The organism is Frigoribacterium sp. CFBP 13707 (genome assembly GCF_014842245.1).
Classification (GTDB): domain Bacteria; phylum Actinomycetota; class Actinomycetes; order Actinomycetales; family Microbacteriaceae; genus Frigoribacterium; species Frigoribacterium endophyticum.
The window spans coordinates 1-14,054 of the sequence record NZ_JACYVL010000006.1; the positions used below are offsets into that span (position 1 = coordinate 1).

The 14,054-nt window shown below is 73.0% G+C and carries 11 protein-coding genes and 1 pseudogene; all 12 read right to left on the minus strand.

The window, feature by feature from the left end; translation table 11 throughout:
• Window positions 1–208: 208 nt before the first annotated feature.
• A complete protein-coding gene (gene tyrS, locus IFT45_RS11580) occupies window positions 209–1,522 on the minus strand; it encodes a tyrosine--tRNA ligase (protein ID WP_371810989.1) in 1,314 nt (437 codons plus the stop codon).
• An 18-nt stretch (window positions 1,523–1,540) separates the two neighbouring features.
• Window positions 1,541–2,116 (minus strand): annotated as a pseudogene (locus IFT45_RS11585) (DNA-3-methyladenine glycosylase); the annotation flags it as partial.
• A 55-nt stretch (window positions 2,117–2,171) separates the two neighbouring features.
• On the minus strand, window positions 2,172–2,294 hold the full coding sequence (locus IFT45_RS17535; RefSeq protein WP_256431871.1) for a hypothetical protein: 123 nt from the start codon (window positions 2,292–2,294) through the stop codon (window positions 2,172–2,174).
• Window positions 2,291–3,742 (minus strand): argininosuccinate lyase, encoded by a 1,452-nt coding sequence (argH, locus tag IFT45_RS11590; protein WP_192045936.1) that lies wholly within the window; start codon window positions 3,740–3,742, stop codon window positions 2,291–2,293. Before argH ends, IFT45_RS17535 begins: the two co-directional genes overlap by 4 nt.
• Complete coding sequence (locus IFT45_RS11595; RefSeq protein ID WP_056056171.1) at window positions 3,742–4,941, minus strand: argininosuccinate synthase; 1,200 nt, start codon at window positions 4,939–4,941, stop codon at window positions 3,742–3,744. Before IFT45_RS11595 ends, argH begins: the two co-directional genes overlap by 1 nt.
• 109 nt (window positions 4,942–5,050) lie before the next feature.
• On the minus strand, window positions 5,051–5,971 hold the full coding sequence (argF, locus tag IFT45_RS11600) for an ornithine carbamoyltransferase (protein ID WP_167259524.1): 921 nt from the start codon (window positions 5,969–5,971) through the stop codon (window positions 5,051–5,053).
• Window positions 5,968–7,170, minus strand: a complete 1,203-nt coding sequence (locus IFT45_RS11605) for an acetylornithine transaminase (RefSeq protein ID WP_056056174.1) — start codon at window positions 7,168–7,170, stop codon at window positions 5,968–5,970. The genes argF and IFT45_RS11605 overlap by 4 nt, the downstream gene beginning before the upstream one ends.
• A complete protein-coding gene (argB, locus tag IFT45_RS11610) occupies window positions 7,167–8,180 on the minus strand; it encodes an acetylglutamate kinase (RefSeq protein ID WP_192045939.1) in 1,014 nt (337 codons plus the stop codon). Before argB ends, IFT45_RS11605 begins: the two co-directional genes overlap by 4 nt.
• The gene (argJ, locus tag IFT45_RS11615) at window positions 8,180–9,337 is read right to left on the minus strand and encodes a bifunctional glutamate N-acetyltransferase/amino-acid acetyltransferase ArgJ (protein ID WP_192045940.1); all 1,158 of its coding nucleotides are present in this window, start codon (window positions 9,335–9,337) and stop codon (window positions 8,180–8,182) included. Before argJ ends, argB begins: the two co-directional genes overlap by 1 nt.
• The gene (gene argC / locus IFT45_RS11620; RefSeq protein WP_192128288.1) at window positions 9,334–10,383 is read right to left on the minus strand and encodes an N-acetyl-gamma-glutamyl-phosphate reductase; all 1,050 of its coding nucleotides are present in this window, start codon (window positions 10,381–10,383) and stop codon (window positions 9,334–9,336) included. Before argC ends, argJ begins: the two co-directional genes overlap by 4 nt.
• A gap of 58 nt (window positions 10,384–10,441) precedes the next feature.
• Window positions 10,442–12,949, minus strand: coding sequence for a phenylalanine--tRNA ligase subunit beta (pheT, locus tag IFT45_RS11625; protein WP_192128290.1), 2,508 nt, complete (start codon window positions 12,947–12,949; stop codon window positions 10,442–10,444).
• Window positions 12,949–13,989, minus strand: coding sequence for a phenylalanine--tRNA ligase subunit alpha (pheS, locus tag IFT45_RS11630; protein ID WP_192128292.1), 1,041 nt, complete (start codon window positions 13,987–13,989; stop codon window positions 12,949–12,951). The genes pheT and pheS overlap by 1 nt, the downstream gene beginning before the upstream one ends.
• Window positions 13,990–14,054: the final 65 nt, after the last annotated feature.

The window sequence follows — 14,054 nt, forward strand, 5'->3', positions numbered from 1 at the left end:
GGCGTGTCGCAACCACCAACCCCGGAAAATCAAGGGTCCAGCGCGTGAACGTTCGGCAGAGAGCCGCACACGGCCGCACGAGGGCAAGTCTGCCGACGGGTGGACCCCTGCCGAATGGCCCCCGGCCGGCATGGTCGTCGCGTCCCCGGAACGACGAGACCCGCCCGCCGGCATCTACCGGGGGCGGGTCTGTGGAGGGGTCGGCGGGCTAGGCGCTGACGCGCACACCGGCGAGGGTCTTCTTGCCCCGGCGGAGCACCGCGACCCGACCGGGCAGGAGCGACTCCCCCACGAGGACGTCGGCATCGGCGACCCGGGCGTTGTTCACGTAGACCCCGCCCTCGGTCGCCGCGCGACGGGCAGCGCCCAAGGACGTGACGAGCCCGGTGTCGACGAGCGCCTGCGCGACCGTCGCGTCGGCGGCGACCTCCGCGGTCGGCAGCTCGGCGATCGCGCTGGCGAGGGTCGACTCGTCGAGGGCGTCGAGGTCGCCCTGCCCGAAGAGCGCCGCGGCGGCGTCGATGGCGGCCTGGGTCGCGGCCTCGCCGTGGACCAGGCGCGTGACCTCCCAGGCCAGGGTGCGCTGCGCCTCCCGCCGGAACGGCTCCGTCGCGACGGCCTGCTCGAGACGCTCGATCTCGGCCCGGTCGAGGAAGGTGAACACCCGCAGGCGCGACACCACGTCGCCGTCGTCGGTGTTGAGCCAGAACTGGTACATCGCGTAGGGGCTGGTCAGCTCGGCGTCGAGCCAGACGGCGTTGCCCTCGCTCTTGCCGAACTTGGTGCCGTCGGTGTTGGTGATCAGGGGCGTCCCGATGGCGTGCACCGCGACTCCCTCGGAGCGACGGATCAGCTCCGTGCCGCTCGTGAGGTTGCCCCACTGGTCGCTGCCCCCGGTCTGCAGCACGCAGTCGTACGCGCGGTACAGCTCACGGAAGTCGAGGCCCTGGAGGATCTGGTAGCTGAACTCCGTGTAGCTGATGCCGGCGTCGGAGTTGAGGCGTGCGCTGACGGCGTCCTTCTTGAGCATCGTCCCGACGCGGAAGTTCTTGCCGATGTCGCGGAGGAACTCGATCGCCGAGAGCGGCGCCGTCCAGTCGAGGTTGTTGACGACCCGCAGGCCGTTCACCCCCTCCGGCGACAGGAACTTCTCGACGTGCACCCGGATGCGCTCGACCCACTCGGCCGTCTGCTCGGGCGTCTTCAACGTGCGCTCGGCCGTGGGGCGCGGGTCGCCGATCAGGCCCGTCGAGCCGCCGACGAGGCCGAGGGGCCGGTGGCCGGCCAGCTGGAGGCGACGCATGAGCAGCAGCTGCACGAGGTTGCCGAGGTGCAGGCTCGGCGCGGTCGGGTCGAAGCCGCAGTAGTACGTGATCGGGGGCCCAGCGAGGAGGGCCTTGAGGGCCTCGGCGTCGGTCGAGACGTGGACGAGGCCGCGCCACTGCAGCTCCTCCCACACGTCGTCGAACGTCGGGTCGTTGCTCTGCCCGGCCAGGACGTCCGCGGTTGTTCCAGTGCTCACCCGAGAACGGTACCAGCGTCAGGGAGCAGGGCGGGCGCGCCGGACCGCGGGCCGCCAGGCCGACACCGTCGGGTCGCCCTCGAGGCTGAACCGCCACGGCCAGGCGTCCGTGCCCGCCGGGCCGGAGACTCCCACCCGGGGCCCGGCGACCACCGGTCCGACGGGCCCGGTCGGCAGCTCGAGCGAGAACCGGCCGGAGCCCAGACGCGACCCGTCGTCCGTCAGCTCGATCGCGAGGGCCGACCCGAGCCTCCCCGGCCCCCGGGCGAGCTCGACGTCCCGCCGCGCCGTCGGGCGTCGGCGCCGGGCGACCTCGAGGCCGTCGACGACCTCCCCGGCACGGAGCAGCAGCCCGGACCCGTAGCCCTCGGGCCCGCACACGATGTTGACGCACCGGTGGATCCCGTACGACAGGTACACGTAGAGCGTGCCCGCCTCGGCGAACATGCTCGCGTTCCGCTCCGTCGGCCCGCGGTGGGCGTGCGACCCGGGGTCGTCGCCCTGCCCGTGGTAGGCCTCCACCTCGGTGAGGCGGACGGCCACGTCGCCGACCCGGAAGACCGAGCCGAGGAGTCGCGGGCCGGCCCGGAGAGCAGGCGGGTCACCTCGTCACCCGGCCCCGCGCCTCCCCCGGGGCCCTGCTGCCCGCTCAGAAGAAGCTCTGCCCGCTCGCCACGACGATGACGACGACGGCCACGAGGACGACGACGCAGAGGGCCACGACCGTGGGGAGCACCCACGGCCGCGGCCCGGTCGGACGGCCTCGGGTCACGCCGACACCGGGTCGAGCTCGCGCACCAGGCGCGCGACCTGCTCGGTGAGGGCCGCCGTCTGCTCCGCGACCCGCTCGGGAGCCGTGCCCCCTGCGCCGCGGCGGCTCGCGACGGAGCCCTCCACGGTGAGGACGGCGCGGATCTCGGGGGTGAGGTGCGGAGAGACCGCGGCGTACTGCTCGTCGGTCGGCTGGTCGAGGTCGAGCCCCGACTGCTCGCAGAAGCGGACGAGCTCGCCGCTGATCTCGTGGGCGTCACGGAAGCTGACGCCCTGCCGCACGAGCCACTCCGCGACGTCCGTCGCGAGGGAGAAGCCCTGCGGGGCGAGCTCGGCCATGCGCCCGACGTCGAACTCGAGCGTCGCGATCATGCCCGTGAAGGCGGGCAGCAGGACCTCGAGCTGGGTGACGGAGTCGAAGACCGGCTCCTTGTCCTCCTGCAGGTCGCGGTTGTACGCGAGCGGCAGGCCCTTCAGCGTCGCCAGCAGGCCCGTGAGGTTGCCGATCAGCCGACCCGACTTACCGCGCGCCAGCTCGGCGACGTCGGGGTTCTTCTTCTGCGGCATGATCGACGACCCGGTGGAGAACGCGTCGTGCAGCTTCACGAAGCCGAACTCGCGCGTGGACCAGAGGATGACCTCCTCGGCGAGCCGGGAGACGTCGATGCCGATCGAGGCCGCGACGAAGGCGAACTCGGCGACCACGTCGCGGCTGGCCGTCGCGTCGATCGAGTTCTCCGTCGTGCGGTCGAAGCCGAGCTCGGTCGCCACGAGCAGCGGGTCGAGGCCGAGCGAGCTGCCCGCGAGGGCCCCCGCGCCGTAGGGCGAGGCCGCAGCACGTCGCGACCAGTCGCGGAGGCGCTCGAGGTCGCGCACCAGGGGCCACGCGTGCGCCAGCAGGTGGTGGGCGAGGAGCACGGGCTGGGCGTGCTGGAGGTGGGTCCGACCGGGCATGACCGCCGTCGGGTGCGCCGCCGCCTGGGCGGCGATCGCGTCGACGAGCCCGACCACGAGACGGGCCACGGACGCGCCGTGGTCACGGAGGTACAGGCGCACCAGCGTGGCGATCTGGTCGTTCCGGCTGCGGCCGGCGCGCAGCTTTCCGCCGAGCTCGACACCGGCGATGCCGATGAGGCCGCGCTCCAGGGCCGAGTGGACGTCCTCGTCGGTCTCCTGCGCCGCGAAGGCACCGGTCGCGACGTCGTCCTCGAGGCGGTCGAGGGCCTCGATCATGCTCGTCAGCTCCGCCTCGTCGAGGTACCCGGCCGCCGCCAGGGCCCGGGCGTGCGCCCGGGACCCGGCGATGTCGTACGGTGCCAGCTGCCAGTCGAAGTGCGTCGACCGGCTCAGCGCCGTCAGCTCGGGGGACGGACCGGAGGCGAACCGGCCTCCCCACAGTGCCCCCGCCTCCCCCGCCCTCTGGTTCGGGGCTGGCGTCGCGTCGGCCACTACTGCTGGGCCAGGTCGCGGCGCGCCGAGATCTTGCTCGGCAGCGACCAGATCTCGATGAAGCCCTTCGACAGCGACTGGTCGAACGTGTCGCCGGTGTCGTAGGTGGCGAGGTCGAAGTCGTACAGGCTCTGCTCGCTCTTCTGCCCGGTGACGACCGCACGGCCGCCCTGCAGCTTGAGGCGGATCTCGCCGGAGACGTACTTCTGCGTGTCGTCGATGAAGACGTCGAGCGACCGCTTGAGGCCCGAGAACCAGAGGCCGTCGTAGACCAGGTTCGACCACTCGGCCTCGACGCCGCGCTTGTAGCGGCCCAGGTCGCGCTCGATCGTGAGGGCCTCGAGGGCCTCGTGCGCCTGGATCAGGGCGACGGCGCCGGGCGCCTCGTAGACCTCACGGCTCTTGATGCCGACGAGGCGGTCCTCGACGACGTCGATGCGGCCCACGCCGTGCGCCCCGGCCAGCTCGTTCATCTTCTGCACGATGCCGAGCGGGGTGTACGAGACGCCGTCGATCGCGACCGGCACGCCGGCCTGGAAGGTGATGACGACCTCGTCGGCGGGCTTGATGACCGAGGGATCCTGCGTGTACTCGTACAGATCTTCGATCGGCGGGTTCCACGGGTCCTCGAGGAAGCCCGTCTCGACCGCTCGGCCCCAGACGTTCTTGTCGATCGAGTAGGGGTTGGCCGCGCTCTGGCGGATCGGCAGGCTGTGCTGCTCGGCGTAGACGATGGCCTTGTCACGCGTGAGGGCGAGGTCGCGGACGGGCGCGATGCTGGTCAGGTCGGGGGCGAGAGCCGCGACGGCGGCCTCGAAGCGGACCTGGTCGTTGCCCTTGCCGGTGCAGCCGTGCGCGACGCTGTCGGCGCCGAGCTCCTTGGCGACGCGGGCCAGGTGGCGCGCGATCAGGGGGCGGCTGAGGGCCGACACCAGGGGGTAGGTCTTCTGGTACATCGCGTTGGCCTTGAGGGCCGGCATCAGGTAGTCGGTGCCGAACTCCTCCTTGGCGTCGACGACGACCGACTCGACGGCGCCGCAGTCGAGGGCACGCTGACGGATGTCGTCCATGTCCTCCCCGCCCTGCCCGACGTCGACGGCGAGGGCGACGACCTCCTTGCCGGTCGCGTCGGCGAGCCAGCCGATGCCGACGGAGGTGTCAAGGCCTCCCGAGTATGCGAGGACGACGCGATCCGCCATGGTTCTCCTTAGGTGTGATGTGGGGTGAGAGTGTATCGGCGGTCGACCGGGCGGGGGCCCGGTCGACCGGTGGGTCAGGTGACCCGGTGGTGCGGGAGGTGCTCCGGCGTCAGTGCGCGAGGAGCCAGGTGAGCAGGGCCTTCTGGGCGTGGACGCGGTTCTCCGCCTCGTCCCAGATGACGCTGGTGGGGCCGTCGATGACGTCGGCGTCGACCTCGTAGCCGCGGTCGGCGGGCAGGCAGTGCAGGAAGATCGCGTCGTCGGCCGCGTGCGCCATCAGCGCCTGGTCGACCTTGAAGCCGCCGAAGACGGCCACGCGCTCTTCCTTCTCGTCCTCCTTGCCCATCGAGACCCACGTGTCGGTGACCACCACGTCGGCCCCCGCCACGGCCTCGCGGGCGTCGGTCGTGACCTGCACCGCGCCTCCCGTGGTGGCGGCGATCGCCTCGGCGTCGGCCACGACGGCGGCCTCGGGCTGGAAGCCCTCGGGCGCGCCGACGCGCACGGTCATGCCCGCGGTGGCGCCGGCCAGCAGGTACGACTGGCCCATGTTGCTCCGCCCGTCGCCGACGAAGGCGACGGTGAGGCCGGCCAGACGGCCCTTGGCCTCACGGATGGTCTGGAGGTCGGCGAGGAGCTGGCACGGGTGGAAGTCGTCGCTCAGGGCGTTGACGACCGGGACCGTCGTGCCCGCCGCCATCTCCTCCAGGCCGGCCTGGCCGTAGGTGCGCCAGACGATGGCCGACACCATGCGCTCGAGCACGCGCGCGGTGTCGGACGGGGTCTCCTTGCCGCCGAGCTGGCTGTTCGCCGTGGCGATGATCAGGGGGCTGCCGCCGAGGTCGGCGATTCCGACCGCGAACGAGACCCGCGTCCGCGTCGACGACTTGTCGAAGATGACCGCCACGGTCTGCGGCCCCTCGAGGGGCCGCTGCGACCAGCGGTCGCGCTTCAGGGCGTCGGCGAGGTCGAGGACCTCGAGCTGCTCGGCGGGGCTGAGGTCGTCGTCGCGGAGGAAGTGGCGGGTCATGAGAGACCTTTCAGGACGGTGCCGAAGATGGTGGTGAACTCGTCGATCTCGGCGTCGCCGACGATCAGCGGCGGGGCGAGACGGATGCTCGAGTCGTTCGGGGCGTTGACGATGAGCCCGGCCTCGAGGCACCGCGCCGCGATCTCGGCGGCGACGGGCTGGGTGAGGCCCAGGCCGATGAGCAGCCCGCGGCCGCGGATCTCGTCGACCAGCGGCGAGTCCATCGCCTCGATCGCCGCGCGCAGCTGGTCGCCGCGCACGAGGGCGTTGAGCACGAGCCCCGACCTCTCGATCTCGGCGAGGACGGCGTCGGCCGCGGCGGTCGCCAGCGGGTTGCCGCCGAACGTGCTGCCGTGCTGGCCCGCCTCGAAGAGGTCGGACGCGTCGCCGAACGTGACGAGGGCGCCGATGGGCACTCCCCCGGCGATGCCCTTGGCGACCGTGACGGCGTCGGGCACGACGTCGAACTGCTGGAAGGTGAACCACGACCCCGTCCGGCCGACGCCCGTCTGGATCTCGTCGAGGATGAGCAGGGCGCCGTGCTCGGTCGCCAGCTCGCGGGCGAGCTCGAGGTAGCCGTGGGGCAGGTCGAGCACGCCGGCCTCGCCCTTGATCGGCTCGACGAAGATCGCGGCCACGTCGTCGCCCATCGCGTCTTCGAGGGCCTCGATCGACGTGTCGATGTGCTCGACGCCGGGCGCCATGGGCAGGAAGGGCTCGCGCAGCGCGGGCTTGCCGGTGAGCGCCAGGGAGCCCATGGTGCGGCCGTGGAACGAGTTGGTGAGCGCGAGGATGCGGGTGCGGCGGCCCCCGTCGCTGTTCAGCCGCGCGAGCTTGAAGGCGGCCTCGTTCGCCTCGGCGCCGCTGTTGCCGAAGTAGACGCGGCCCCGCTCACCGGCGCCGGTGATCCGCTTGAGGCGCTCGGCGAGGGCGAGCTGGGGCTCGGTGGCGAAGTAGTTCGACACGTGCACGAGCTTGGCCGCCTGGTCGGCGATCGCCGAGACCAGCGCGGGGTGCGCGTGGCCCAGGGCGTTGACGGCGATGCCGGCGAGGAAGTCGAGGTAGCGCTTGCCCTCGACGTCCCAGACCTGGCAGCCCTCGCCGCGCTCGAGCATCACCTTCGGGGTGGACAGGGAGCCCATGAGCGCGTCGCCGAAGCGGCGCTGCCAGGTACCGCCCGGGGTCTGGATGATGGTCATGACTGTCCTTCCTTCTCGGTGCCCGCGTCGACGGACGCGACGGCGTCCTCGTCGACGACGGGGTAGCTGGTGACGACGGTCGCGCCGTGGTCGGCGGCCCTGTCGTCGGGGACGACCTCGGTGCCCGACCCGCGCTGGGTGAAGACCTCGAGGAGGATCGAGTGGGGGATGCGGCCGTCGATGATGGTCGCTCCCCCGACGCCGCCCACGACGGAGTCGAGGCAGGCCGTCATCTTGGGGATCATGCCCGACTCGAGCGTCGGCAGCATGTCGCGCAGCGCCGACACGGTGATCGCCTCGACGAGGGACTCCCGGTCGGGCCAGTCGCTGTAGAGGCCCGCCACGTCGGTGAGCACGACGAGCTTCGTCGCGCGGAGGGCGATGGCCAGGGCCCCCGCGGCCGCGTCGGCGTTCACGTTGAGGGCGAGCGCGGGGTCGGCCTCGTTCGTGGCGATCGACGACACGACCGGGATGCGACCTGCGGCGATCTCGGCGAGCACCGACGACGGGTCGACCTCGGTGACGTCGCCCACGTGGCCGAGGTCGAAGGTCTCGCCGTCGACGACGACCCCCCGGCGTCGGCCCTCGAAGAGCGTGGACCCCTCGCCGGAGACCCCGCGCGCGAGGTCGCCGTGCTCGTTGATGAGGTCGACGATCTCTCGGTTGACCTCCCCGGCGAGCACGTCGCGGACGACCGAGATCGCCTCGGTGCTCGTGTAGCGGTAGCCCCCGCGGAAGTCGCTCGGGATGCCGGCGGCCTGGAGGGCGGCGGAGATCTGCGGGCCGCCGCCGTGCACCACGACGGGGTGCAGGCCGGCGTAGCGGAGGTACACCATGTCTTCCGCGAAGGCGCGCTTGAGCGCGTCGTCGACCATGGCGTTGCCGCCGAACTTGACGACGACGACCTTGCCGCTGAAGCGCTTGAGCCACGGGAGCGACTCGATCAGCGTGGCCGCCTTGACGGCGGCGAGCTCCTGTTCGTCGCCGAGGACGATCGCGGTGGAGGCCATCAGCTGGAGTACGCGCTGTTCTCGTGCACGTAGTCGTGCGTGAGGTCGTTCGTCAGGATCGTCGCCTCGGCGTCGCCGACCTGCAGGTCGACGAGCACGTGGACCGCGCGCGGGGTCAGGTCGACGCCGTCGCTCGGCTGGTCGGGCGCCCCGGCGTGGCAGACCCGCACGCCGTTGATGCTGACGTCGACGGCGTAGGGGTCGAACTCGGCGCTCGTGGTGCCGATCGCGGCGAGCACACGGCCCCAGTTGGGGTCGTTGCCGAAGACGGCGGCCTTGAACAGGGCGTTGCGGGCGATCGACCGGCCGACCTCGACCGCGTCGTCGTCGTCGATCGCGCCGACCACCTCGATGCGGATGTCGTGCGAGGCGCCCTCGGCGTCGGCCTGGAGCTGCTCGGCCAGGTCGGCGCAGAGAGCCGTCACGGCGGCGGTGAACTCGTCGTCGCCGGGAGTCGCTCCGGACTCGCCGCTGGCGAGGAGGACGACCGTGTCGTTGGTCGACATGCAGCCGTCGGAGTCGAGCCGGTCGAAGGTCACGCGGGTGGCGGCGCGGAGGGCCGCGTCGAGGCGGTCGGCCTCCAGGTCGGCGTCGGTCGTCAGCACGACGAGCATCGTCGCCAGGCCCGGCGCGAGCATGCCCGCTCCCTTGGCCATGCCGCCGACGACCCAGCCGTCGCCCCGGACGACGGCCTGCTTGGGCACCGTGTCGGTCGTCATGATGGCGGTCGCCGCCTCGAGGCCGCCGTCGGCGTGCAGGGCGGCCGCCGCGTCACGGGAGCCGGACAGGACCTTGTCACGGAAGACCTGGTCTCCGACGCCGATCAGGCCCGTGGAGCAGACGACGACGTCGGTCGCGGAGACCTCGAGGGCCTCGGCCACGGCCTCGGCGGTGGCGTGGGTCGTCTGGAAGCCGAACGACCCGGTGAAGCAGTTCGCGCCTCCCGAGTTCAGGACGACCGCCTCCGCCAGGCCGTCGGCCATGACCTGCTGCGACCAGAGGACGGGGTTCGCCTTGGCGCGGTTGCTCGTGAACACGGCGGCCGCCGACTTGCGGCGGCCCCTGTTGACGACCAGCGCGACGTCGGGCGCCCCGGTGCTCTTGAGGTGCGCGACGACGCCGGACGCGACGAATCCCTGGGCTGCGGTGACGCTCACGGTGCCACTCCGTTCACGGTGAGGCCGGTCGTCTCGGGGAGCCCGAGTGCGATGTTGGCGGACTGGACGGCAGCTCCGGCGGTGCCCTTGGCGAGGTTGTCGATGGCGCTGACCACCACGAGGCGGTCGGCGTCGACGTCGACGGCGAGCCCGATCAGGGCGGTGTTGGCGCCGACGGTGTCGGCGGTGCGCGGGAACTGCCCGGCCGGCAGCACGTGCACGAACGGCTCGGCTGCGTAGGCCTGCTCGTAGGCCGTGCGCACGTCGTGCTCGGAGACGCCGGGCGACAGCGTGGCCGTCGACGTCGCGAGGATGCCGCGCGACATCGGCACGAGGACCGGCGTGAACGAGATGCTCACGCGCTCGGCGCCCGCGACCACGAGGTTCTGCTGGATCTCGGGGACGTGGCGGTGCGTGCCGCCGACCCCGTAGGCCGAGGCCGAGCCCATCAGCTCGCTGGCCAGCAGGTGGGGCGCCAGGGCCTTGCCGGCCCCCGACGGGCCGACGGCGAGCACCGACACCAGGTCGGTCGCGTCGACGAGGCCGGCCCGGACCGCGGGCGCCAGGGCCAGGGTCACGGCGGTGACGTTGCAGCCCGGCGCGGCGATGCGGCGTGCACCGACGAGACGGTCGCGCTGACGGCCGCCGGTCTCGGCGAGGAGGAGCTCGGGCAGGCCGTAGGCCCAGGCGCCGTAGAACTCGGAGCCGTAGAAGCGCTCCCACGCCGCCTCGTCGGTGAGGCGGTGGTCGGCGCCGCAGTCGACGACGAGGACGTCGTCGGGCAGCTGGGCGGTGAGCGCGCCGGACTTGCCGTGCGGGAGGGCCGTGAAGACGACGTCGTGGCCCGCGAGGGCCTCGGGGGTCGTCTCGACGAGCGTGAGGTGCGCCAGGGAGCGCAGCTGCGGCTGGAGGGCGATGAGGGGCTGCCCGGCGTTCTGGTTCGCGGTGACGGTGGTCACCTCGAACTCGGGGTGGGCGGCGAGGAGCCTCAGCAGCTCGCCCCCGGCGTAGCCGCTCGCTCCGGCGACGGCAACGGTGTGTGGCATGGATGAACCCTACTGTTCGAGTCGGTCGAGGATCGAGGGCGGCGACGCCGGGCGAGTGTCAGTCGCGGAGCGCCGCCCCCGATCGCTCGGACGCGAGCCGGACGGCGCCCTGCTTGGCCTCGGTGGCCTCGGCCGCCGTCAGGGTGCGGTCGTCGGCGCGGAAGCGCAGGGCGAAGGTCAGCGACTTGGTGCCGTCGGGGAGCCCGGCGCCGCGGTAGTCGTCGACGAGGCGCACCGACTCCAGGAGCGAGCCGGCCCCCTCGCGGACGGCCGCGAGCAGGTCGCCGGCGGAGACGTCGAGGTCGACGACGAGCGACACGTCCTGCGTGGCAGCCGGGTAGGCCGAGATCGGGCGCGGCGCGACGTCGACGCCCAGGGCGAGCACACGGTCGAGGTCGACCTCGCCGACCGCGACGACGCGCGGGAGGTCGAGCTCGGCGGCGACCGTGGGCAGGAGCTCGCCCGCCACGCCGACCCGCTCGTCGCCGACGAGGAGCTCGGCGGTGCGGCCGGGGTGGAGTGACGGGTGGCTGCCCTGCCGCACGGTCAGCTCGACGCCCGCGGCGCGGACGGCGACCCGGAGAGCGTCGAGGACGTCGGCGAGGGAGGCCGCGACGGCGGCCTGGCCGGGCTGACGGTCCACGGCCGCGCCGAGCGCGAGGACGCCGAGGTGCCGCGGCTGGGGAGGCAGGCTCGCGGCCAGCTCGGCCAGCACGTCGTCGGTCGGACGCGCCGCACCGGCCGGCACCTCGGCCGTGCCGTAGCGGACCCCGGCCTCGGGCAGGAAGACGGTGCCGGTCTCGAAGAGCGCGAGGTCGACGAGGCCGCGAGACGCGTTGCGGCGCGCCACGTCGAGCAGGCCCGGCAGCAGCGAGCGCCGCAGCTGGGGCGCCGCGGTGTCGAGGGGGTTCGCCAACGTCACGGCGGGCACGGCCTGCCCGTCGGCGGACCCGAACACGGAGTTCTGCGCCGGGGTGACGAACGGGTAGGCGGCGACCTCCACGAGCCCGGCCGCGGCCAGGGAGGAGGAGACCTGCCGGCGCAGCCGCTGCTCACGGGTGAGCCCGCGGCCGGGAGGCGCGACGGGCAGCACCGACGGGATGCGGTCGTAGCCGGTGATGCGCGCGACCTCCTCGACGAGCGACGCCGGGTCGACGAGGTCGGGACGCCACGTGGGCGGGGTCACGACGAGCACGTCGCCCTGCTCGACCACCGAGGCGCCGACGGCCGTCAGGGAGTCGACCACCTCGGCGCGGTCGTAGGCCACGCCCATCAGGCGGGCGGGCCGGTCGACGGCGAGCTCGACCGCGGCCGGCGCGACCGACTCGTCGAGGACGGAGCCCAGCTCGTCGGCCGTGCCGCCGGCGAGCTCGACGAGCAGGTCGACGACGCGCTGGGCCGCCGGGGCGGAGACCGCCGGGTCGACGCCGCGCTCGAACCGACGGGACGCCTCGCTGGGCAGCTTGTGCCGGCGGGCCGTGCGGGCGATCGAGACCGGATCGAAGGTGGCGGCCTCGACGAGGACGTCGGTCGTCGACGCGCCCATCTCGGTGCGCGCCCCGCCCATCACGCCGGCGAGGCCGACGGGCCCCGTCTCGTCGGCGATCACCAGGTCTTCGCGGTGCAGCGTGCGCACCTGGCCGTCGAGGGTCTCGAGCGTCTCGCCCGGGGCGGCGCGGCGGACGGTCAGGCCGCCGGTGATCGCGGAGAGGTCGTAGCCGTGGATCGGCTGGCCGAGCTCGAGCATGACGTAGTTCGTCACGTCGACCAGCAGCGAGATCGACCGGACGCCAGCCAGCCGCAGCCGCGACGACATCCAGGTCGGCGTCGGACGCGCGGCGTCGACGCCGCGCACCACGCGGGTGACGAACGTGGCGACCGCGGCGCGGTCGCGCACGGGCGCCTCGTCGACGACGGAGACGCTGAAGCCGCTCGCCTCGACGGGCGTCACGGTCGTCGCGGGGTCGGTGAAGGTGGCGCCGGTGGCGTGCGAGTACTCGCGGGCCACGCCCCGGATGCTGAACGCGTAGCCGCGGTCGGGCGTCACGTTGATCTCGACGGCCGCGTCGTCGAGCCCGAGGAGGGGGATCGCGTCGGTGCCGACGACCGGGTCGAGCCCCAGCGAGCTGAGCAGCAGGATGCCGTCGTGCTCGTCGCCGAGCCCGAGCTCGCGGCTCGAGGCGATCATGCCGTCGGACACGTGGCCGTAGGTCTTGCGGGCGGCGATCGGGAAGGGCCCGGGCAGGACGGCCCCGGGCAGCGACACGACGACCTTGTCGCCGACCACGAAGTTGTGGGCGCCGCAGACAATGCCGCGCACGTCGTCGTCGCGCGTCGCGTGGTCGGGGCCGACCGCGACACGGCACCAGTTGATGGTCTTGCCGTTCTTCTGGGGCTCGGGCGTGACCTCGAGCACCTGGCCGACGACGAGGGGGCCGGTGACGTCGCCGACGTGGACGGCCTCCTCCTCGAAGCCGACGGAGACGAGCGCCGCGTGGACGCTCTCGAGCGTGACGTCGCTCGGCAGCTCGACGTGCTCACCGAGCCAGCTCAGCGGAACCCGCATCAGACCACCATCCCGAACTGCTCGCTGAACCTGACGTCGCCCTCGACCATGTCGCGCATGTCGTTGAGGTCGTTGCGGAACTGGAGGGTGCGCTCGATGCCCATGCCGAACGCGAAGCCCTGGTAGTCGTCCGGGTCGATGCCCGCGGCCCGCAGCACGTTCGGGTTGACCATGCCGCAGCCGCCCCACTCGACCCACCGCGCGCCGCCCTTGGCGTGCGGCTGCCAGACGTCCATCTCGGCGCTGGGCTCGGTGAAGGGGAAGTAGTTGGGGCGCAGGCGGATCTGCGCCTCCGCGCCGAACATCGAGCGTGCGAGGTGCTCGAGGGTGCCCCGGAGGTGCGCCATCGTGAGCCCGCGGTCGATCGCGATGCCCTCGATCTGCGTGAAGACGGGCGTGTGGGTCGCGTCGAGCTCGTCGGTGCGGAAGACCCGCCCGGTCGCGACGTTGTAGACCGGCAGCTGCTTCGAGAGCAGCGTGCGGATCTGCACCGGCGAGGTGTGCGTGCGCAGCACGAGGTGCTCGTCGACCGGGTCGACGAAGAAGGTGTCTTGCATGGCCCGCGCGGGGTGGTCGGCGTCGAAGGCCAGGGCGTCGAAGTTGAACCACTCGTGCTCGAGCTCGGGGCCGTCGCTGACCTCCCAGCCCATGCCGACGAAGAGGTCGACCATCTGCTCCTGCAGCAGGGCGAGCGGGTGACGGGCGCCGGCCCGACGGCGGGTCGGCAGGGCCGTGACGTCGACGGACTCGTCGGCGAGGCGCCGGGCCTCCTCCTCCTCGGCGAGGCCGGCCTCGCGGGCGGCGACGGCCTGGGCCACGCGGCCGCGCGCTCCGCCGACGAGCTTGCCGGCGGCCGCCCTCTGGTCGGCGGGCAGGTCGCGCAGACCGGCGTTCATGCGCGCCAGCACGGAGGCCTCGCCCACGTGCTGGGAGCGAGCGGTCTTCAGCTCGGCGACCGACGCGGCGGTGGCGACGGCGGCGAGCGCCGCGTCGACCGCGGACGCGACGGCGTCTTCGGAGATGGGGACGGTGTCTGACACGAGAACCAAGCTTAGCGATCGTCGGGGAGCCGGACCGCGCCTCCTCGTGCCGTGGGGGCGAGGAG

Excerpts from the sequence above, each read along its gene's own strand:
- IFT45_RS11595 (WP_056056171.1), bottom strand. The coding sequence starts at position 4,941 with ATGGCGGATCGCGTCGTCCTCGCATACTCGGGAGGCCTTGACACCTCC.
- argB (WP_192045939.1), bottom strand. The coding sequence starts at position 8,180 with ATGGCCTCCACCGCGATCGTCCTCGGCGACGAACAGGAGCTCGCCGCC.
- pheT (WP_192128290.1), bottom strand. The coding sequence starts at position 12,949 with ATGCGGGTTCCGCTGAGCTGGCTCGGTGAGCACGTCGAGCTGCCGAGC.
- IFT45_RS11605 (WP_056056174.1), bottom strand. The coding sequence starts at position 7,170 with ATGACCATCATCCAGACCCCGGGCGGTACCTGGCAGCGCCGCTTCGGC.
- argC (WP_192128288.1), bottom strand. The coding sequence starts at position 10,383 with ATGCCACACACCGTTGCCGTCGCCGGAGCGAGCGGCTACGCCGGGGGC.
- argF (WP_167259524.1), bottom strand. The coding sequence starts at position 5,971 with ATGACCCGCCACTTCCTCCGCGACGACGACCTCAGCCCCGCCGAGCAG.